The sequence below is a fragment of the Mucilaginibacter sp. genome, from assembly GCF_028288185.1.
Taxonomy (GTDB): Bacteria; Bacteroidota; Bacteroidia; order Sphingobacteriales; family Sphingobacteriaceae; genus Mucilaginibacter.
Window position 1 is genome coordinate 84,300 of record NZ_JAQBOF010000012.1, and the last position, 20,677, is coordinate 104,976.

Below are 20,677 nucleotides of genomic sequence, written 5' to 3' on the forward strand. Positions count from 1 at the left end.
AACCTAATAATTTAATAACTGATCTGTAGATAACGCCGCGTTTAACCAACCCGCCTCAATAGATGCCTGGTACTTGGCGTAAAAATTAAGAGCGGGCTCGTTCCAGTCCAGTACCTGCCATACCATGCCTTTAAAACCCATTTGTTTTGCTTCGATAATCAACTGGTCAAAAAGTAGTTTGCCAATGCCCCGGCCACGCATAGGTTCGGTAACTATGAAATCTTCTAAATACATACGGCAGCCTTTCCAGGTAGAAAAGCGAATGTAATACAATGCGAACCCAACCACCACACCGCCAACCTCGGCAACATAAGCCTTCCATACCGGTTTCTCGCCAAAGCCTGCATCTTTAAACTCTTCCAAGGTTACGGTTACTTCCTGCGGGGCTTTTTCATATAACGCCAGTTCATTCACTAATTCTAAAAGGCGTATGCAGTCTTCTTTTGCGGCTGGTCTTAAATGTATGTTGGTCATTTGGTTATTAGTCATTGTGTCATTAGTCATTAATGTCATTTGTTAAATCCGAAATAGAACATCCGAATCCGATATTCTAATTATTTTTCCAATGTTTAATAACCCTGCCGCCAAAAATGGTGCTGCCTACACGGATCATATTGCTACCCTGCTCGATAGCTATCTCATAGTCTGACGACATACCCATTGATATGGTATCAAAACTATCTTCTTTCCTAAAAAAGCTTTGCTTCATGCCATCAAAAAACACCTTCAACTCCTGGAACTCGTCCCTTAGTTGTTTTTCTTTATCAGTATTGGTAGCAATGCCCATCAAGCCGCGTATGCGGATATTTTTTAATACCGTAAATTCGTCAGACCGTAACAACTCTATCGCCTCGTCAAAGCCCAAACCAAATTTGGTATCCTCGTCAGCAATATAGATCTGTAATAAGCAATCTATAACACGTTTGTTCTTTTCGGCCTGTTTATTTATCTCCTGCAAAAGCTTCAAACTATCAACAGCTTGTATCATACTGATAAAAGGGGCGATGTATTTTACTTTGTTGGTTTGCAGGTGGCCAATTTGGTGCCATTCTATGTCTTTAGGCAGTTGTTCATACTTCTCAACCATCTCCTGAACCGTGTTTTCGCCAAACAAACGCTGGCCCGCATCGTAGGCTTCCTGTATATCTGCAACCGTTTTTGTTTTTGATACTGCTATTAAAGTGACCTTTTTAGGGGTAGTTTCGTTTTTTAAGCTTCTGATATTATCTGCAATGCTCATTTATCCGTAATTTTGCTCCAATTAAACCGCTAAATTACAGAATGCGTAAACATATCTTCTTGTTTTTTTCAGCTTTGCTTTTTTTGTTCGCCTGTAATCAGGCTGATGATACTAAGGGTATTATTAAACAGGACGAAATGACGCGCCTATTAACCGATGTGCACCTGGTTGATGGCAGCCTGGCTTTACAGCCAAATGGCGATAGCCTGTACAAGTTTGGCACCGGCAGGTACTTTTATGTGTTTAAACAATATCATACCGATTCGGGACAGTTTAAAAAAAGCGTAAAATATTATTCGGCCCACCCAGAAATATTATTGAAAATATACGATGGCGTTAATACCCGCCTTAAAGCTAAAGCCGACTCGATGAACGCTTTAGTAGCAAAAGATAACGAACGGATAAGACGGCAGGCAGAAGTAGCACAAAAAAGAGTCGAAAAACTAAGAAAGGACTCGTTAGCCGTAAAACTAAAAACGGATAAACTGAAACTGAAAAAAGATTCGCTTGATAAGAAGAAGATCATCAAGCATAAAAAAAAGAAAAAATTAAAGAAAATAACAAAGCCAATAGTACAATAAATGCTTTACCCTGAGAATAGTATTGATAAGCTGGGATTTACCGAGGTAAAGGAATTAATAAAGGCGCACTGCCTGAGTATTATGGGCCAGCAAATGGTTGACAAGATACAGGTAATGAGCAATTACGACCTGATAAGCAAGTTTTTAAGCCAGGCGCACGAGTTTAAAAATATATTGCAAAATGATGCGGCGCTGCCTATTCAGCATTTTTTTGATATAAAGGCTTTAGCCAACAAGGCCCGGTTAGAAGGCGCTTTTTTAACCGAAGAAGAATTTTACCAGGTACTTGCTTCATTAACTACCGTATTTGCAGTTATAGCTTATTTTAATGAGCGCGAGGGTCAGTATCCAAATTTGGAAGCGCTGTTTGAGCATCTGGCTATTGAAAAGGCTATCATCAAAAAAATTGAACAGGTAATTGATCCCAAGGGAAAAATAAAACCCAATGCATCGCGCGAGCTAGGCGATATATCAGCCGGTATTGCTAAAGCTGAGCAGGAAGCAAGAAGGAAAATAGACCAGGTATTTAAAAGCGCGGCAGGCAATGGTTGGACGGCTGACGGCTCGTTAACTATTCGTGACGGGCGTTTGTGTATTCCACTTTTAGCCGAAAACAAGCGCAAGGTAAAAGGCTTTATCCATGACGAGTCTGCATCAGGCCAAACAGTTTATATGGAACCTGAGGAAGTTTTTACGCTAAACAACCGTATCCGCGATCTGGAATTTGAGCGCAGGCGTGAGATAGTAAAGATATTAACCGGCCTCACAGACGAATTAAGGCCTTATGTGCCACTTTTGTTATCATACCACAGTCTACTTACTAAATTAGACTTTGTACGCGCCAAGGCGCTATTCGCTATTGATATTGAAGGCGAACTGCCACAGGTAGTAAACGATGCACGTTTAAAACTGGTTAATGCCCGTCATCCGCTGCTGTTCCTCAATTTTAAGAAAGAGCATAAAACGGTGGTGCCGTTAAATTTGCAGATCGATGATCGCACACGTGTGGTCGTAGTATCGGGCCCTAACGCGGGTGGTAAATCTGTTTGTATGAAAACCGTTGGCTTGCTGCAAATTATGGTGCAGGCGGGTTTATTAATTCCTGCGGATGAAGCCAGCGTGGTAGGGGTGTTTAAACAGTTTTTTGTTGATATAGGCGATGACCAGTCGATAGAAAGCGATTTGAGCACCTACAGCGCCCATCTATCAAAAATGAAAAATTTTGTAGAGAACGCTAACGGAAAGTCGTTGATATTGATAGATGAGTTTGGTACCGGCACTGACCCACAATTTGGCGGACCTATTGCCGAAGCGGTTTTGGAATCATTAAACCATAAAAAGGTGAGGGGCATGGTTACTACTCACTACAGCAACCTTAAAATATTTGCCGGTAATACCGAAGGGATAGAAAACGCATCGATGTTGTTTAACAATATCGAAATGAAACCGCTTTATATACTGGAAGTGGGTAAGCCCGGCAGCTCATACGCTTTCGAGATCGCCCAAAAAATAGGCTTGCCGCAGCAGGTGCTCAATTTGGCTAAGACCAAGATAAGTGCCGGGCAAAAAAATGTAGATACGCTGCTGGTTGGCCTGGAGCGCGAAAAGAAAGAGATACTGGATACCCGCGTTAAGTTAGAAAGACAGCAAAGACAGGTTGACGCTTTATTAGCCGAAAACGAAAAAATAAAAAATTATCTCGAAGAGAATAAAAAGGTATTAATACGCGAGGCAAAGGATGAAGCTAAAAATATTATCCTTAATGCTAATAAACTGGTAGAGAACACCATATCAGAAATTAAAAGCAGTAATGCTGATAAGGAAAAGACGCGAGATCTGCGCGAAAACCTGAACAGGGAACTGGAAAAAAATACAGTCAAACCCGATAAAGTAAAAGCTGTAACTGCCGATGAAGAACTTAAAGTAGGTGATTGGGTTAAACTAAACGACTCTGAAACCACCGGGCAGGTAATCGAACTGATAAAAGATAATGTGATCATCGCTATTGGCGATTTGCGTACGGTAGCTAAACGGAAACGGGTACAGAAGGTAGCAAAATCTGTTGTACCCAAAGAAGTTAGGCGAAGCATGAACAGCCATACTGGCGATATAGCCAGCTTCAGCCCCGAGATAGATGTACGTGGTATGCGTACGGAGGATGCTTTGGCGGCTATTGAACGTTTGTTTGACCGTGCCTTGATGATGGGTTTTGGTAACCTTAAAATACTACACGGCAAAGGCGACGGCATACTACGCAAAATGATCCGCCAATACCTTAAAAAATACGACCAGGTAGACCGTATGGAAGATGAACATGCTGACCGTGGTGGAGATGGTATTACTTATGTGTATTTTAAATAACCTAAGATCAGAGTTGGTTATACCTAGGTAACACTCATTTCAGGTGATTCACTCTGTTTTTAGGATTTGCCGATAAAATGAATAAATAATTAACAGTCAACTATTTATATATATTCAGTTAAAGTTTTTGTAGTGATCCAAAGTGATCCACTCATTTTGTCAAACAGCTTATTTACAAATATTTAACCAAAAAAGTTGATCCTGGTGATCCACTTTTTCAGGTGGATCACTAATCCTTCTTATTACCACCCCCAAAAACAGAGAAGTGTACATAACGTTTAGGATTAGCCTTCAGATCAAGAAACAATAAGTTAAGGTTATCAGACGCGGATTGTAGATTTTTATACAGTTTATCATCATTCAATAATAAACCCATAGAGCCTTTATTACTGTTGATATTGGCCATAGTGGCTTGCAGATCGGCCACGGCTTTATTCGTATTTTCTAATGTTTGTTTAATGTTTGCGTTAGCCAGATCGCCGCTAAATTTCTGGAAATTTGCAGTAACATTATTCAACCCGGCTGTACTAACCTTTAAATTACCGGATACAATTTCGGCATTAGTTAAAATACCGTTAATGTGTCCACTTTGTGTAGCCACCAGTTCATCAATTTTCTTGGTGGTACCTTCTAAAGTTTGTAAAGAATTGGCAATACTTGCAAAGCTGCGATCCACATTTTTTTGAAAATTCGGGTTCAGTATTTTATTGATAGAAGCCAGGGACGAATCCAGCTTGGTCATTAAGTTTTCGGCCTTGGTTTGTATTGGCTGTAAACTTTCTGCTAAACTTCCTTGAATATCCGCACGTAGGGTGTCTTTGTTTTCGGCTAATTGTTTACTATCGCCTAACAAAAACACAATTGCCTTACTTCCCAAAAGATCGGTGCTTACCAATTTAGCTAACGTGTTAACAGGTACCTTATATTCGTCTTTAATTTTAAACTCGACAGTGGTGCGGCCATCCGGTTTTAACTCCATTTTAGAAATGTGCCCTATCTGGAACCCGTTTACCAATACTGGTTTTGAAACCGTAAGTCCGTCGACACTTTTATAAATTGCGTAATATTTATTAGAGCCGCCAAATACATCATTGCCTTTTAAAAAGCTATATCCTAATATTAATACAGCAATGGCAATAGTGGTGAGTGCGCCTATTTTAGTCTCGTTTGATATATTCATGTGATAATGTTGTGATGCGTGTAATGGGTTGATATTTTTTTCACATCCTTATAACCAATTATTTTACTACTTGTTCTACTTCGTCCTTATAATTCTTTAACGCTCTTACAAGTGTACTTACAATTTCATCCTGGCCTTTTTCAGAATTTAAGTACGCTTCATCATCCGGATTATTGATATATCCGGTTTCGACTAATACTGCAGGCATGGCGCTATGGCAAAGTACTAAAACGCCTTGTTCTCTTATCCCTTCGCTTTGCCTGCCATCAGTTTCAGTAAACTCGGTATTAATAAGGTTGGCCAAATGTATGCTTCGTTGCCTGAACTTGCTTTTATATTGGTTGATCAATATGATTGATTCGGGATCGTTAGGGTCTAAGCCTGCATTCATTTCGGCACCTTCGCCTTCTCCTTCGCTGCCTTCCAATTGATTCTTACTTATGGCTTTTTCTTCTTCGCGGGTGCGATGCAAACCATAAACCAATAATAAAACGCCTTTTCCAGAGCGATTTGGCACTCTTACCGATTTATAAATAGCTCTGCCATGTTTATGCCCTACAACCTCGCGTACAACCCTGTCTGAAAGTGAATTACAATGTAACGAAATAAATAGATCGCCTCTGTTCTCGTTAGCTATCTCTGACCTGCGTTCCCACGAAACATCATCTTCTGTCGATCGGGTAAGTACGACCTTTACTTTATTCAGCTCTTTTTCTATCGCTTTCTGCAATTTTAATGCGATTGCAAGCGTTACACCTCTTTCGGTAGAAAATGAACCTGATGCACCATGTGAAAAATGGCCCGTGCCGGTAGGAGCGCCGCCATGCCCCGCATCAACAATAATGGTTTTTAGTTTAAAACCTTTATTTACAACGGTATCATTTTTTGCCGGAGTAATTATTGTGAAGGAAAATAACGAAAAGCAAACCGGTAATGCCAATAATCCAAAAATCAATCTTTTCAATGCTTTATTTTTCATTATTTTTGAACGCTGTTAACTATATCTGCAAAAATACTATTCATACTCAATTTTGAAATTCATCAACTTAATTTTTTTATTTGCAATTATTTTAATGGTAAACATAATAGCTTATGCTCATAAAAGCAAAGCTGTTATTAATATAAATAAACTTGTTGCAGATACAATAATACCGCTTGATCAGTATAAATATTCTAAACTTCCTAAATATAAACAAACTAAACCAACTTCGGCATTAAAAGGCGATACCACTAAACCTAAAAACGATACAAACAAAAAGGTTATTGCAACAGATACCACAAAAAATAACTCAAACCTTGATGCAGAAATAAAAGATCTTGCCGATTCAAGCTATAATGATGTTAAAACAGGTATAAGCTATCGTATTGGTAACGCGCGTGTAACCTATGGCGATTTTGAGTTGGATGCCGAGTATATCCGGATTGACAGAAAGAAACATTTGATATTTGCCAGCGGGATGAAAGACCCCAAAACCCATCGTTATATAGGCCGGCCAATTTCCAAACAAGGTAAAGACGCGCCGTTAACATCCGATTCGTTATTGTTTAATTATGAAACAAAGAAAGGGTTGGTATATAATGTTAATACCCGGCAGGAAGAGAATTACATTTCGCACGGGCAGGCTAAAAAATTGAATGAAGATGAAGTTGCCTACCACAATATTATTTTTAGCGCCTGCGATAAGCCCGACCCCGATTATGGTATAGTTATTACCCGTGGCATTGGCGAAAAAAAGAAGATAATTTCGGGTCCCGCGTATTTGATGATCGAAGGGATACCTTTGCCCATAGGTTTACCTTTTGGCTTTTTCCCTAAAACAGATACCCGGTCATCAGGTGTGTTATTGCCAACTTTTGGTGAAGATGCTACCTTAGGTTTTTTCCTTAGGGACTTTGGTTATTACATAGGTTTAAGCGATTATGCCGATCTAACAAACCTGGGCACTTATTACTCAAACGGATCATACGAAGTAAGCAGCGCACTCGATTACATGAAAAGGTACAAGTATAACGGTAACCTTACGCTAAGCTACGGATCACATAATTACGGTTTGGCCGGCGACCCGCCAAGACGCGATTTTCACATAGCGTGGCAACATAGCCAAAACCCAAGTGCTAGTCCGGGTAGCACGTTTAGCGCGTCTGTAAATGCGGGTACATCAAGTTTTTATCAAAATAACCCGGCATCAACAGGATATAATTTACAGCAACTTACGCAAAATGCATTGCGCTCAAGTATATCCTATTCAAAAACCTGGGCAGGTACGCCTTTTAACCTTACCACCAGTATTTCGCATAGCCAGGACCTTACGCAAAAAACAGTGTCGCTGGAATTGCCGAATGTGAATTTTAGCATGGCAAGTATAAACCCGTTTGATAAAAAAGACCGGGTTGATGAGCAAAAATGGTATCAGAAAATAACGGTGGCTTATAACATGGCAGCAACTAATAAGCTAAACAATGTGCCCGAAACCGAATTGTTTAAGAGTGAGACCCTAACCAAAAGAATGCAAAACGGCATTCAGCATCAAATACCGGTTGGTATAAACTTTAATTTGCTTAACTATTTTCAGTTTAATATGAGCGCTAACTATACCGAGCGCTGGTATTTTCAATCTATAAATGAACATTATGCCAGGGCCGACTCATTAGTTACTGATACTGTACCGGGCTTTAAAAGGGTAGGCAACTATAACCTTAGCGCCGGTTTATCCACAAAGGTATATGGTACGATAAACTTTAAGAACAGCAAATTAAAAGCTATACGCCACGTAATGACACCTAGTATAGGTTTTAGTTATTCGCCTGATTATTCAGGATTTGACAGGCCTTACAATAGGTTAATTGTAAGTAATGCTACTATACCATATCCGGTGGTTAGTACACGTTATTCAATCTATAATAGTTCTGTTTACGGCGGGCCGGGTGGCGGCAGGCAGGCAGGTATAAATTTCAGCCTTGATAATAACCTGGAGGCAAAGGTTAGGGCTAAAAGTACGGATACATCGCAAGTGGATAAAAAAATTGAATTGCTGCAAAGCTTAGCAATTTCGGCATCATATAATTTCGCTGCCGATTCTTTTAAATTGAGCCAAATTTCTGTTTCGGGCCATAATGGCTTTTTTCATGATAAGATAAACGTAACGTTTAGCGCCGGTTTTGACCCATATGTTACCAGGGTATTTGATACTATTAGTCACGGGCAAATCTCAAGTTATCAAAGACAGTATAATCATTATACTTTCCAGGATGGAAAACTGCCCAAGCTTACAAGTTTTAGTTTTTCGGTAAGCGGTAGTTTAAACCCGGCAGTGTTTCATCCTATACCGGAAAACGGCAGTAATAACTATGCAAACAATCCTAATACGTTGGCAAACGCGACGCCGCAGCAACGACAAAGCCTGGCGCTGTTAAATAGCGACCCAAGCGCGTATGTGGATTTTAATATACCCTGGAACCTGGTTGTTAATTATAATTTTACTTACAGTGATAGTTATTTATCCAGCACAAGAGCTAATACAGTAATGCTAAGCGGCGATTTAAGCATTACCCCAAAATGGAAAATACAATTTAATACTAACTATGATTTACAGGCGCGCCAATTAAGCAGCGCTACCTCATTTGCCATCTATCGCGACCTGCATTGTTGGGATCTTTCTATACAATGGCTGCCATTTGGATATTATAAATCATACAATGTTACTTTAAAGGTAAAATCGGCTATTTTACAGGCATTAAAATTGAGTAAAAGAAGCGACTATACCAGTAACGCAAATTTCAATCAGTAAAAAATGTTTGCAGAAATAATAACCATAGGCGATGAAATATTAATAGGGCAGATTGTTGATACCAACTCTGCATGGATGGCGCAGCAGTTAAATAATGCAGGTATCCGCGTAAAGCAAATCTCATCCGTGTCTGACGATAAGCAGCATATCCTTACCGCGTTGGCCGAGGCCGCTTCAAGGGCGGATATTATTTTAATTACCGGTGGCTTAGGGCCGACCAAAGACGATATCACCAAAAATACACTTGCCGAATATTTTGGCGTTGGCATGGTTGAAAATGAAGCAGCGCTTAACAACGTGTTGCGCATTTTTGAAAAGTATACGCGGCCCATGCTCGAAATTAACCGGCTGCAAGCCCAGGTACCTGCAAATTGCGAGATTATCGCAAATAAAAACGGTACCGCGCCGGGTATGTGGTTTAATGAAGACGGTAAGATATATGTATCCATGCCGGGTGTACCGTTCGAGATGATGTATATGATGGAGGAAGAGGTTGTGCCTAAACTGCAATCGTTATTTAAATTGCCGGTTATCATCCACAAAACTATTTTAACGGTAGGCGAGGGCGAATCATTTTTGGCTAATAAAATTGCTGATATTGAAGATTCATTACCTGTACATATTAAATTGGCTTACCTGCCCAAGTTAGGACAAGTACGTTTGCGTTTAAGCGGATATGGAGAAGATGAGGCCGCCTTAACAGAAGATATTAATAAATATGCATCAAAAATAATTGAGCGTGTAGGTGATTTTGTAGTTGCCGAAGAGGATATACCGCTTGAAAAAGCGATACTTAACTATATGACCGGGAAGGGCCTAACTCTTTCTGTAGCCGAAAGTTGTACGGGCGGTTATATATCGCATTTGTTTACCCAGCATGCCGGTTCGTCAAAAGTGTTTTTTGGCGGGGCGGTTTCTTATTCGTACGAATTAAAAGAAAGCATACTGGGTGTAAAAAATGAAACCCTATGGCAATACGGCGCGGTAAGCGAAGAAACCGTTACCGAAATGGCAGAGGGCGCGTTACTTAATTTCAAATCGGATTACGCCATTGCCGTAACCGGAATTGCCGGCCCTGATGGCGGCTTGCCCGACAAGCCTGTAGGAACCGTATGGATTGCGGTGGCATCTGCAAAAAAAACTGTTAAAAAGAAATTCACATTTGGCAGTAAAAGGCAGCAAAACATCGAAAGGAGCGCTATAAGCGCATTATTTATGTTGAATACTTTACTCAAGGATGTTGACTAACTAGCTAACATTTCTCTAATTTTGACCAAAGAACTATATTTTATTGTATGGCTAAATATCAGCTATTATTGCCGAAGATGGGGGAGAGTGTTGCGGAAGCGACCATAATTAAATGGATAAAAAATCCAGGTGATTATATTGAGGCCGATGATGCAGTAATGGAAATCGCTACTGATAAAGTCGACTCTGAAGTCCCATCACCTGTTTCGGGAAGACTAGTTGAACAACGTTGTAAAGAAGACGAAGTTGTACAGGTAGGGGCCGTTATAGCCATTATTGAAACGGATGAGCCTGAACAAGCGCCAACACCGCAAGCCGCGCCCGCGCCGCAACCGGTAGCAACACCACAACCGCCGCCTGTTGCCGCACCGCAACAAACTGATCAGACGCCGGTAGTACAACAGCAGCCACAAACTATTCCGGGTACCGAGCAATTGGCACAAAGAAGCCAAGCGCCCGCCCCTCAACAAGATTTTAAAAGCGAATCAAGATTTTATTCGCCTTTAGTAAAACATATAGCACAACAGGAAAACATTAGCATTAATGAGCTAGACCGCATACACGGTAGTGGTGCCGAAGGCCGTTTAACAAAAGATGACCTGTTAAATTACATACGTAATAGGGTAGCTGATCCTGTACAACAGCAGCCTGCTGCATCGCCACAGCGACCAATTCAACAACCTTCAGCAACAGCGTCTCAACCAGCATCAGCTGCTCAACCACATGCCGCTGCTGAAGCACCAAAGCAAGCTCAGCAGGCAGTGCCAAAGGGCGAGCCTGCTAAACCCGCCACATCAACATCAGGTGTTGATGAAATTATAGAAATGGACAGGATGCGTCGCCTCATAGCCGACCACATGGTGATGAGTAAGCACACCTCGCCACACGTTACCTCGTTTGTTGAGGCTGACGTAACCAGCCTGGTATTATGGCGCGAAAAAATAAAGAACAGCTTTGAAAAACGCGAAGGTGAAAAAATAACTTTCACCCCCATATTTATTGAGGCCGTAGTTAAGGCTATTAAAGATTACCCAATGATCAACGTATCCGTAAACGGTACGCAGATTATTAAAAAAGCCGCTATAAATATCAGCATGGCAACGGCTTTACCAAACGGTAATTTAATTGTACCGGTAATTAAAAAGGCGGATGAGTTAAACCTGCTTGGCCTTACCAAAGCGGTCAATGACCTTGCTAAAAAAGCGCGTACCGGCAAATTACAGCCCGATGATGTTAAGGATGGTACTTTTACCATTACTAACGTTGGTACATTTGGTAACGTAATGGGTACGCCTATAATTAACCAGCCACAGGTGGCTATATTGGCTGTAGGAGCGATTAAAAAGAAGCCCGCCGTTATTGAAACTGCCGAAGGTGATGTAATAGCTATCAGGCACATGATGTTCCTTTCGCTATCTTATGACCATAGGGTAGTAGATGGTATGTTGGGCGGTACGTTTTTAAGTCGCATAGCACATTACCTTGAAAACTGGGACGCTGACAAAGATGTGTAGCTTCATAAAAAATCTTCTCCACATTCCAAACAACCGGCTCTGTTTTGTAGTTTAAGCAATAGAGGCCGCGTGATGCTGTCCATTACTTAACTACAACTACCATGGAAAATTATGAAACCTTAGTGGATGCCACTAATGATTTGATGAAAAGAGGATATACGGCTAATTTAAGTATGGAAGGCGATACCATCGATGACAAATCCAAGGATATACATATGACGGCTGATGATTTCTCGATAGATGAGTTTTATCGCTTCGAAGGTGCCAGCAACCCGGCAGATACGTCTATAGTGTATGCCGTAAGCTCGCCAAAATATCATTTAAAAGGTATTATTGTAAACGCCTATGGTACTTATGCTAATGATAGTTCATCGGCTATTCAAGCCAAATTACATCATTATATGGTAAGCAACAACCTGCACGGCAGCGATAGGCCATCAGCATAATTTGAATTTCGGATTTTGAATTTTCGATTTCGGATTTGGTTATTAAATAATTTATAAATCCGAAATTCGATATCCGAAATTCGATATTTTACAGTTCCTTCAACAACTTCTTGCCCCGTGTCTGTATAGCAGCAGTACCATCTCGCATCAAAAACTGTAACTGGTTAGCAAGTTCTTCTGCAACCCAATCATACCTATACCTTAAATTAAACAACGCTTCGGCGGCAAATACCTTTACGGCTATTTTTATTTGGGGGGCTATCATCCAGTCAAACAGTTGCTCTACTATTTGTTCAAGGTCAATAGTTTGCACTTTATCTTTTATTATTTGTGGGGCTTTAGGATCGGTAATGTGCATTACAATTTTTGCATAATGCCTTTTACTGCCGGCGGCTTTTATTACTTCCATTTTTGATAACAGGTATTCCAGGTCGTGGAGGTAAATTTCGGGATCCTGTAAAAATACATTCTCTAATATCCATGTGGCACGGAAAGCAATATTGGGTTCGGGATGCAGGGTAATGTCTATAAGGTCGCGCAAGTTAAATCTTCTCTCTGTCAATATCTTACCCAACTCCAGTACTTTTACTTTACCTATGGTGTCAGTAATTTGTTTAATGAGTTGGGTTTGATCCATAATAGGCTGATATGCTGTACGAAACGAAAATAAAAAATATACGCTGTTCAGACTAATAGAAATTATCTAAAATCATACATTTGCTCACTAATTTTTATAACGAATAACATATACATGGTTAAATTCAACCGATTTACATTAGACAATGGCCTCCGCGTTATTGTTCACGAAGATAATACCACCCCAATGGCCGTAGTTAACATTTTATATGATGTTGGCTCGCGCGATGAAAACCCCGAACAAACCGGCTTCGCGCATTTATTTGAACACCTGATGTTTGGCGGATCAGTAAATATCCCCAACTATGACAGCCCTTTGCAACAGGTAGGGGGCGAAAACAACGCCTTTACGAGTAACGATATTACTAACTATTATATCACCCTGCCATCAGCCAATTTAGAAACCGCTTTTTGGCTGGAGAGTGACAGGATGCTGAGTCTGGCCTTCAGCAAAAAAAGCCTGGAAGTGCAGCGTGCCGTAGTTATAGAAGAGTTCAAGCAACGCTATCTTAATCAGCCTTACGGCGATGTTTGGTTGCGTTTACGCCCAATGGTTTACAAAAAGCACCCATATCTTTGGGATACCATCGGCAAAAATATAGAGCATATTGAAAATGCTAAGATCGAAGATGTAAAAGCCTTCTTTAAAAAACATTACAACCCGCAAAATGCCATTATGGTTGTTGGCGGCGATGTGAAATTGGAGCAGGTAAAAGAGCTGGCCCAAAAATGGTTTGGCCCTATCCCGGCAGGCGAAAAATATACCCGAGATCTGCCACAAGAACCCGAGCAGCATGAAGAACGCCGCGAAATAGTTACCGCAAAAGTACCTTTGAATGATGTATACATTGCCTTGCAAATGCCGGGCAGGAGAGAGCAGGAGTTTTACGCGGTCGAGTTAATGTCTGATATACTTTCGCGTGGCAATTCATCGCGTATGTATCGTAACCTGGTTAAAGAGAAACAACTGTTTAGTGAGGTACATGCTTATGTATTAGGCAGCTTAGATAAAGGTATGTTTGTACTGGAAGGTAAGCCAACAGAAGGTGTAACCATTGAGCAAGCCGAAGCTGCTTTATGGGATGAAGTAGAACTCCTGAAAACGCAGGAAGTACCGGCTGATGAGTTAACCAAGGTTCAAAACAAAACAGAATCAACCATGATATTTTCTGAAATGTCATTATTAGATAAAGCCATGAACTTAGCTTATTACGAATTATTGGGCGATGCTGATCTGCTTAATAACGAAATCCAAAAATTCTTAGCGGTGACACCTGCGCAAATAAAAGAAGAAGCAAATAAGCTCTTCAGAAAAGATAATTCATCAACCTTAATTTATTTGGCTGAACAATAATGGTAGATAGAAAAACAGCGCCTGATTTTAAGGCGATAGATAATATAAACTTAATACGCCCTGACCAAAAAAAATTGGCTAATGGGGCTGAAATTTTTTGCTTTAACTCCGGCGACCAGGAACTGGTGCGTATAGAGTGGATCTTTACCAACCTGCATTTTGATGCGGCGAAGCCGTTATTAAACATGGCGGTTAATACCATGCTCACAGATGGTACTAACACCCTAACTGGTGCAGAAATAGCTGATAAAATTGATTTCTATGGCGCGTTTTTGCAGGTAGATTATGGCTTTGAGCAATCGTTGGTTACGCTATACTCGTTAACCAAGCATTTGGATAAAACTTTGCCGGTTGTAAAAGATATTTTAACCAACTCTATATTCCCTCAAAAAGAACTGGATACGTTTATACGTAACCAGCAGCAAAAGCTACAGGTTAGCCTGCAAAAAAATGATGTGGTTGCCCGCCGTGCGTTTAATAAAGCGCTTTATGGCGATACGATTTATGGCTTAGCACCTGATCTGGATACTTACAAAACCCTGCATCGTGATGATCTGTTGGTTCATTTTAAGCAAATGTATCAGCCATTAAACTGCTCTATCATAATCGCAGGTAAGATTGAACAAGCAACGCTTGATATTTTAACAGCTACTTTTGAGAGTGGCTGGGAAAACACAACAGTTGCAGCTGATACCACCCAACCTACAGTTAACCACGCAACCGAACATTTTTATTTTGTAGAGAAGCCTGACGCATTGCAATCGGCTATTCGTATGGGATTACCGTTCATTAATCGCGAGCATCCGGACTTTCCGGCTGTACAGGTTTTAAATACAGTTTTAGGCGGATATTTTGGCTCAAGGCTGATGAATAACATCCGCGAGGACAAAGGTTACACTTACGGCATTGGATCAGGCATAAGCTCGCATAAGCAAGGTGGTGCCCTGTTTATCGCTACCGAGGTTGGCGCCGATGTTTGCAAAGCCGCTACCATTGAAATTGAAAAAGAGATCACCCTGCTAAAAACCGACCTGATACCTGATGAAGAATTATCGCTGGTGCGTAATTATATGTTGGGGTCGTTGCTGGGCAGTTTAGAAAATGTGTTTTCGCATGCTGATAAATTTAAGAACCTATATTTTTCGGGTATGGATTATGAATATTATGACCGGTATACCCAAGTAGTAAAAACCGTAACTGCTGATGAATTATTGAAATTAGCTAACCGGTATTTGGATTTTGATCAGTTTTATAAGGTGATAGTAGGGAAGTATTAAAATATCAGATTTCGGATTTTCGATGTCGGATTTAGTTGAAACAAAAATAAATCAATTTGTAATTGTTTGACTGCAAGTAGGTTGAGTGTATTTTATACTTAAAAGCCCTGACGTAAAAGTTGTTTCATTTTGTTTCACGGGTTTTTTGTTAACTATTGTATTTCAATAACTTAACTAAAAAGCTTGTTTCACTTGTTTCATCTGTTTCACTGTTCCATGAAACAAACATTGACATCATATTGTAAATCTCGTACAATTCCGAAATCCGAATTTCGATATCCAAAATAATTCACTAGCTTTGCCCGGCAAATAATACCTCCAAATAATTATTTGCTATGCAATCAGACCCATCAAAATTTGTTGCCGAAGGTTTAACCTACGATGACGTATTACTACTCCCGGCTTATTCAGAAGTTTTACCGCGCGATGTTAACACCAGCTCGTTTTTAACCCGTACAATCAGGTTAAATGTACCTTTGGTATCAGCCGCTATGGATACCGTTACCGAAGCGCAATTGGCTATAGCCATGGCTCAGGCCGGTGGCTTAGGTATGCTGCACAAAAACATGAGCATTGATAAACAAGCTGATGAAGTGCGCAAAGTAAAACGATCAGAAAGCGGAATGATCCAGGACCCGATTACCCTACATGAAGCATCAACAGTGGGCGATGCTGTGAAAATTATGCGCGAGTATAAGATAGGTGGTATCCCCGTTGTTGATAAGGACAACAAGTTAAAAGGTATCATCACCAACCGCGATCTGCGTTTCCAGAAGGAAATGGGCAAACCGGTACAGGAGGTGATGACCAAAACTGATTTGATTACCGCTGCTGCCGGTACCACCTTATCGCAAGCCGAAGAAACACTGCAACAATATAAAATTGAGAAACTACCGGTTGTTGACGCCAATGGCGTATTGATCGGTTTGATCACTTTTAAAGATATTCAGAAATTTAAAAACTTCCCTAACGCTTGTAAAGACGAGCATGGCCGCCTGCGTGTAGGCGCGGCTGTTGGCGTTACTGCCGATACCATGGATAGGGTAGATGCCCTTGTAAAAGCCGGGGTTGACGTTATAGCCATTGATACCGCGCATGGCCACTCAAAAGGTGTTATTGATAAACTAAAAGAAGTAAAAGCAAAATATCCCAACTTGCAGGTTATTGCAGGTAACGTAGCTACCGGCGATGCGGCCATTGCACTAGCTAATGCAGGTGCCGATGGTGTTAAAGTTGGCATCGGCCCGGGTTCTATTTGTACTACACGTATTATAGCAGGTGTTGGTGTTCCGCAATTGTATGCCGTTTATGAGTGCGCTAAGGCATTAAGAGGTACAGGTGTTCCGGTTATTGCTGATGGCGGGATTAAACACACCGGGGACATTGCAAAGGCTATCGCGGCAGGTGCAGGCACGATCATGGCAGGTTCATTATTTGCAGGAGTTGAAGAATCGCCTGGCGAGAGCATTATCTATGAGGGTCGCCGTTTTAAATCATACCGTGGTATGGGGTCGATAGAGGCAATGGAACAAGGGTCAAAAGACCGTTACTTCCAGGATGTTGAGGATGATATCAAAAAATTAGTTCCCGAAGGTATTGTAGGCCGCGTACCCTACAAAGGAACACTGTCAGAAGTAATATACCAGTTTGTAGGCGGACTTCGTGCCAGTATGGGATATTGCGGCGCCAAAGACATTGAAGCCCTGCAACAAGCTAAATTTGTACGTATAACGGCATCTGGTATCCGCGAGTCGCATCCGCATGATATTACGATAACTAAGGAGGCACCGAATTATACCAGGTAGTTTTAATGAGTGAATGAGTGAATATAAATTTGTTAATCAAAACATTCACTCATCCACTCAGTCCATCATTCACTTATTACAATGAAATCCATTTGCGTATTCTGCGGAGCTAACTATAACGGCGACCCCATATTAAAAGAAGCTGTTGAATTATTAGCCGAAGTGATGGTGAGTAAAGACATCACCTTAATATTTGGCGGTGGGAAAGTAGGGGTAATGGGTTTTATCGCCGATGCTGTTTTACAGCGAGGCGGTAAGGCTATTGGTGTTATCCCTGGATTTTTGATGGATAAAGAAGTTGGGCATACAGGCTTAACCGAAATGCACGTAGTAGAGAACATGCACCAGCGCAAGCAAATGATGAATGATCTTTGTGATGGCATCATCATGCTCCCTGGTGGATTTGGAACACTCGAAGAATTTTTTGAAGTACTAACCTGGTTACAACTGGGCCTGCATCACCACCCGGTAGGTGTATTGAATGTGAATGGGTTCTATGATAACCTGTTAAAACAAATGGACGTAATGGTCGAGCAGCGTTTTCTGAAACCTGTAAACCGCCAATTAGTTATAACATCAGCAGATGCTATTGAATTGGTAACCCTGATGGAAAATGTAAAAATTGAACCAGATGATGTTTGGTTCAGAGATAGAAATCTTTCCTGAGAAAATCAAGATCTAATTAATTTTATGGGTTGGCCTTGGTAGGCATAATAGGGGCTAAAGTCACTGCTGGTATTTGGGTGATCAGTACTAAACTGTAAATGCGTGCTAAAACATTAAAGCGTTTGCACAAGTAAGCTATAGTTAAAATTATCATCAGCTAGCGGATTAATGACTTCTTAATACGAAGAGAAGGAATAAAAGTTGCGCTTGTAAATCTTTTTGTAATAAAAAAGTTACAATATTTTTTATTCACCGCAGTTAGATAAAAAATGCTATTGTGAGCGTTTTTTATCTAAATTGTATTTTTCTGTTATAACCTATATGGATATCGATTTTAATAAGTACGAAGATATTAACAAGCAGTTGGCGTTTGACATAAACACTAAACTGAAAAAAATATACCTGGGTGGCGGCGAGAAAGCCGCGGCCAAACAAAAGGAAAAGGGTAAAATGCTGGCCCGTGAGCGCGTTGCTTATTTAATTGATAAAGATAGCCATTGGTTAGAGATTGGTGCGTTTGCAGGCGATGGTATGTATGCCGAACATGGCGGCTGCCCATCGGGCGGCGTAATAACAGGTATTGGTTATATATCGGGCAGGCAATGTGTTATTGTGGCTAATGATGCTACGGTTAAGGCAGGAGCCTGGTTCCCGATAACGGCAAAGAAAAACCTGCGCGCGCAGGAAATAGCGATGGAAAACCGCTTGCCTATTATTTACCTGGTTGATTCGGCAGGCGTTTATTTGCCTTTGCAGGATGAGATATTTCCGGATAAAGAACATTTTGGCCGCATTTTCCGGAACAACGCCATCATGAGCAGTTCAGGTATTATCCAGATCTCGGCTATTATGGGTTCGTGTGTTGCAGGCGGCGCTTATCTGCCTATTATGAGTGACGAAGCTATGATCGTTGAAGGTACAGGTTCAGTTTTCCTGGCGGGATCGTTCCTGGTAAAATCAGCCATAGGCGAGGATATTGATAACGAAACATTGGGCGGCGCTACTACGCATTGCGAAATATCGGGCGTTACTGATTATAAACAACCCAATGATAAAGCCGCACTTGATTCTATCCGCAAGATCATGAGCATGACCGGCGATTTTACTAAAACAGGCTTTGATCGTATTAAACCAGTCACGCCTAAACTGGATGTGAGAGATATCTACGGAATTTTACCTGATAATCGTGAGAAGGCTTATGATATGCGCGAGATCATACTACGTTTAGTGGACAATTCTGAACTGGAAGAGTACAAAGAAGGTTACGGTCAATCAATTATCTGCGGACTAGGCCGTGTGGATGGATGGGCCGTGGGTATTGTTGCTAACCAACGCAAAGTTATCAAATCAAAAAAAGGCGAAATGCAGTTTGGTGGAGTGATCTATTCAGATTCGGCAGATAAAGCCACGCGTTTTATCATGAACTGTAATCAAAAGAAAATACCTTTGGTTTTTTTACAGGATGTTACCGGCTTTATGGTGGGCAGCAGGTCTGAGCAGGGCGGTATTATTAAAGATGGTGCTAAGATGGTTAACGCGGTTGCAAATTCTGTTGTGCCGAAGTTTACGTTTGTAATAGGCAATTCATACGGGGCAGGTAACTATGCTATGTGCGGCAAGGCTTATGACCCACGATTGATCTACGCCTGGCCATCAGCTAAAATAGCCGTAATGGGCGGCTCGCAAGCGGCTAAAACGCTGGTACAAATGCAGGCTGCAAGTATGAAAGCAAGGGGAGAAGATGTTAACGAACAAAAAGAAACTGAATTACTAAAACAAACCACAGACCGGTATAACGCTCAAACCACACCATATTACGCCGCAGCCCGCCTTTGGGTTGATGGTATTATTGATCCGCTGGAAACACGTAAAATCATATCAATAGGTATTGAGGCAGCCAATCACGCACCTATTGAGAAGCAGTTTAATGTGGGGATAATACAGACATAATGTAATTTCTCTATTAAAAGGAAAAATTATACTTTTACTTAACCAAACTCAAAACCATGAAAAAACTTATACTTACTCTAGCTATCTGTATTGCCACCATATCATTATCTAATGCACAGATTATACCCAGCTTTCAATTTGGATTAAAGGGCGGCATGAATTTAACAAGCCTTTCAAAATCAGGAACGTTTGCCAGCAACAACAATGCCGGCTATCTCGGCGGTATCTGGATGCGGTTTGGCGCTTTAGGCTTTAACTTTCAACCCGAAGCATATATAACCGGCAAAAACGTAACTGTTGATGGTATAGAGCGCAAATTCACCAGTGTTGATGTACCTTTGTTAATTGGCGGTAAAATTGGCGCGTTTGGCTTTGGTGCCAGGTTTTATACAGGGCCGGTGGTATCGTTCGCGATTAACAAAGATCAAAACTATGGTTCAGCTGCCGGTAGCATAACTTCCCTAAATTATAAAAACCAAAATTATGCGTGGCAGGTTGGTACGGGTGTTGATATCCGCAGTCTATCTGTTGACCTGCGTTACGAAGCGGGGTTGAGCAAGCAAGATTACGGTTCAGGATCTACAAAGATCAACTTGTTTAATTTGTCATTGGCGTATAAGTTATTCTAATT

Annotated in this window: 17 protein-coding genes; 12 read left to right on the top strand and 5 right to left on the bottom strand. The window is 41.0% G+C overall.

Features of this window, described 5'->3' with window-relative positions:
• Positions 1–3: 3 nt before the first annotated feature.
• The gene (locus JWQ34_RS05930; RefSeq protein ID WP_299355365.1) at positions 4–504 is read right to left on the bottom strand and encodes a GNAT family N-acetyltransferase; all 501 of its coding nucleotides are present in this window, start codon (positions 502–504) and stop codon (positions 4–6) included.
• 46 nt (positions 505–550) lie between these two features.
• On the bottom strand, positions 551–1,240 hold the full coding sequence (locus tag JWQ34_RS05935; RefSeq protein ID WP_299355368.1) for a YggS family pyridoxal phosphate-dependent enzyme: 690 nt from the start codon (positions 1,238–1,240) through the stop codon (positions 551–553).
• Positions 1,241–1,281: 41 nt separating this feature from the next.
• Between JWQ34_RS05935 and JWQ34_RS05940 the strand changes: the two genes are divergently transcribed.
• Together JWQ34_RS05940 and JWQ34_RS05945 are read left to right on the top strand one after the other, a co-directional pair.
• Positions 1,282–1,821 carry a DUF4296 domain-containing protein gene (locus JWQ34_RS05940; protein ID WP_299355371.1) on the top strand — a complete coding sequence of 180 codons (540 nt, stop codon included), beginning with the start codon at positions 1,282–1,284 and terminating at the stop codon, positions 1,819–1,821.
• The gene (locus JWQ34_RS05945) at positions 1,822–4,182 is read left to right on the top strand and encodes an endonuclease MutS2 (RefSeq protein ID WP_299355374.1); all 2,361 of its coding nucleotides are present in this window, start codon (positions 1,822–1,824) and stop codon (positions 4,180–4,182) included.
• Between the two features lie 229 nt (positions 4,183–4,411).
• Here the strand turns inward: JWQ34_RS05945 and JWQ34_RS05950 are convergent, their stop codons facing one another.
• Both JWQ34_RS05950 and JWQ34_RS05955 read right to left on the bottom strand, forming a co-directional pair.
• Positions 4,412–5,362 carry an MlaD family protein gene (locus JWQ34_RS05950; protein ID WP_299355376.1) on the bottom strand — a complete coding sequence of 317 codons (951 nt, stop codon included), beginning with the start codon at positions 5,360–5,362 and terminating at the stop codon, positions 4,412–4,414.
• A 58-nt stretch (positions 5,363–5,420) separates the two neighbouring features.
• Positions 5,421–6,341 (bottom strand): N-acetylmuramoyl-L-alanine amidase, encoded by a 921-nt coding sequence (locus tag JWQ34_RS05955; protein WP_299355379.1) that lies wholly within the window; start codon positions 6,339–6,341, stop codon positions 5,421–5,423.
• Between the two features lie 94 nt (positions 6,342–6,435).
• Here JWQ34_RS05955 and JWQ34_RS05960 point away from each other — a divergent pair, with 94 nt between their 5' ends.
• From JWQ34_RS05960 to JWQ34_RS05975, 4 genes are all read left to right on the top strand, one after another.
• The gene (locus JWQ34_RS05960) at positions 6,436–9,150 is read left to right on the top strand and encodes a putative LPS assembly protein LptD (protein ID WP_299355381.1); all 2,715 of its coding nucleotides are present in this window, start codon (positions 6,436–6,438) and stop codon (positions 9,148–9,150) included.
• 3 nt (positions 9,151–9,153) lie between these two features.
• Complete coding sequence (locus JWQ34_RS05965; RefSeq protein ID WP_299355384.1) at positions 9,154–10,398, top strand: competence/damage-inducible protein A; 1,245 nt, start codon at positions 9,154–9,156, stop codon at positions 10,396–10,398.
• A 47-nt stretch (positions 10,399–10,445) separates the two neighbouring features.
• The gene (locus tag JWQ34_RS05970; protein WP_299355387.1) at positions 10,446–11,912 is read left to right on the top strand and encodes a dihydrolipoamide acetyltransferase family protein; all 1,467 of its coding nucleotides are present in this window, start codon (positions 10,446–10,448) and stop codon (positions 11,910–11,912) included.
• Positions 11,913–12,013: 101 nt separating this feature from the next.
• Positions 12,014–12,358 (top strand): phosphoribosylpyrophosphate synthetase, encoded by a 345-nt coding sequence (locus JWQ34_RS05975; protein WP_299355390.1) that lies wholly within the window; start codon positions 12,014–12,016, stop codon positions 12,356–12,358.
• Positions 12,359–12,446: 88 nt separating this feature from the next.
• Here JWQ34_RS05975 and JWQ34_RS05980 read toward each other — a convergent pair whose 3' ends face one another.
• Positions 12,447–12,995: a hypothetical protein gene (locus JWQ34_RS05980; RefSeq protein ID WP_299355393.1), complete on the bottom strand. Its 549-nt coding sequence runs from the start codon at positions 12,993–12,995 to the stop codon at positions 12,447–12,449.
• 114 nt (positions 12,996–13,109) lie between these two features.
• On the opposite strand from JWQ34_RS05980, the gene JWQ34_RS05985 reads away from it, so the two are divergent.
• From JWQ34_RS05985 to JWQ34_RS06010, 6 genes are all read left to right on the top strand, one after another.
• A complete protein-coding gene (locus tag JWQ34_RS05985) occupies positions 13,110–14,348 on the top strand; it encodes a pitrilysin family protein (RefSeq protein ID WP_299355396.1) in 1,239 nt (412 codons plus the stop codon).
• Positions 14,348–15,625 (top strand): pitrilysin family protein, encoded by a 1,278-nt coding sequence (locus tag JWQ34_RS05990; RefSeq protein WP_299355399.1) that lies wholly within the window; start codon positions 14,348–14,350, stop codon positions 15,623–15,625. The genes JWQ34_RS05985 and JWQ34_RS05990 overlap by 1 nt, the downstream gene beginning before the upstream one ends.
• Before the next feature lie 335 nt (positions 15,626–15,960).
• Positions 15,961–17,430 (top strand): IMP dehydrogenase, encoded by a 1,470-nt coding sequence (guaB, locus tag JWQ34_RS05995; protein WP_299355402.1) that lies wholly within the window; start codon positions 15,961–15,963, stop codon positions 17,428–17,430.
• Between the two features lie 81 nt (positions 17,431–17,511).
• Positions 17,512–18,096 (top strand): TIGR00730 family Rossman fold protein, encoded by a 585-nt coding sequence (locus JWQ34_RS06000; RefSeq protein ID WP_299355405.1) that lies wholly within the window; start codon positions 17,512–17,514, stop codon positions 18,094–18,096.
• 321 nt (positions 18,097–18,417) lie between these two features.
• Positions 18,418–20,046 (top strand): acyl-CoA carboxylase subunit beta, encoded by a 1,629-nt coding sequence (locus JWQ34_RS06005; protein WP_299355408.1) that lies wholly within the window; start codon positions 18,418–18,420, stop codon positions 20,044–20,046.
• A gap of 56 nt (positions 20,047–20,102) precedes the next feature.
• Complete coding sequence (locus JWQ34_RS06010; protein ID WP_299355411.1) at positions 20,103–20,675, top strand: outer membrane beta-barrel protein; 573 nt, start codon at positions 20,103–20,105, stop codon at positions 20,673–20,675.
• Positions 20,676–20,677 lie beyond the last annotated feature (2 nt).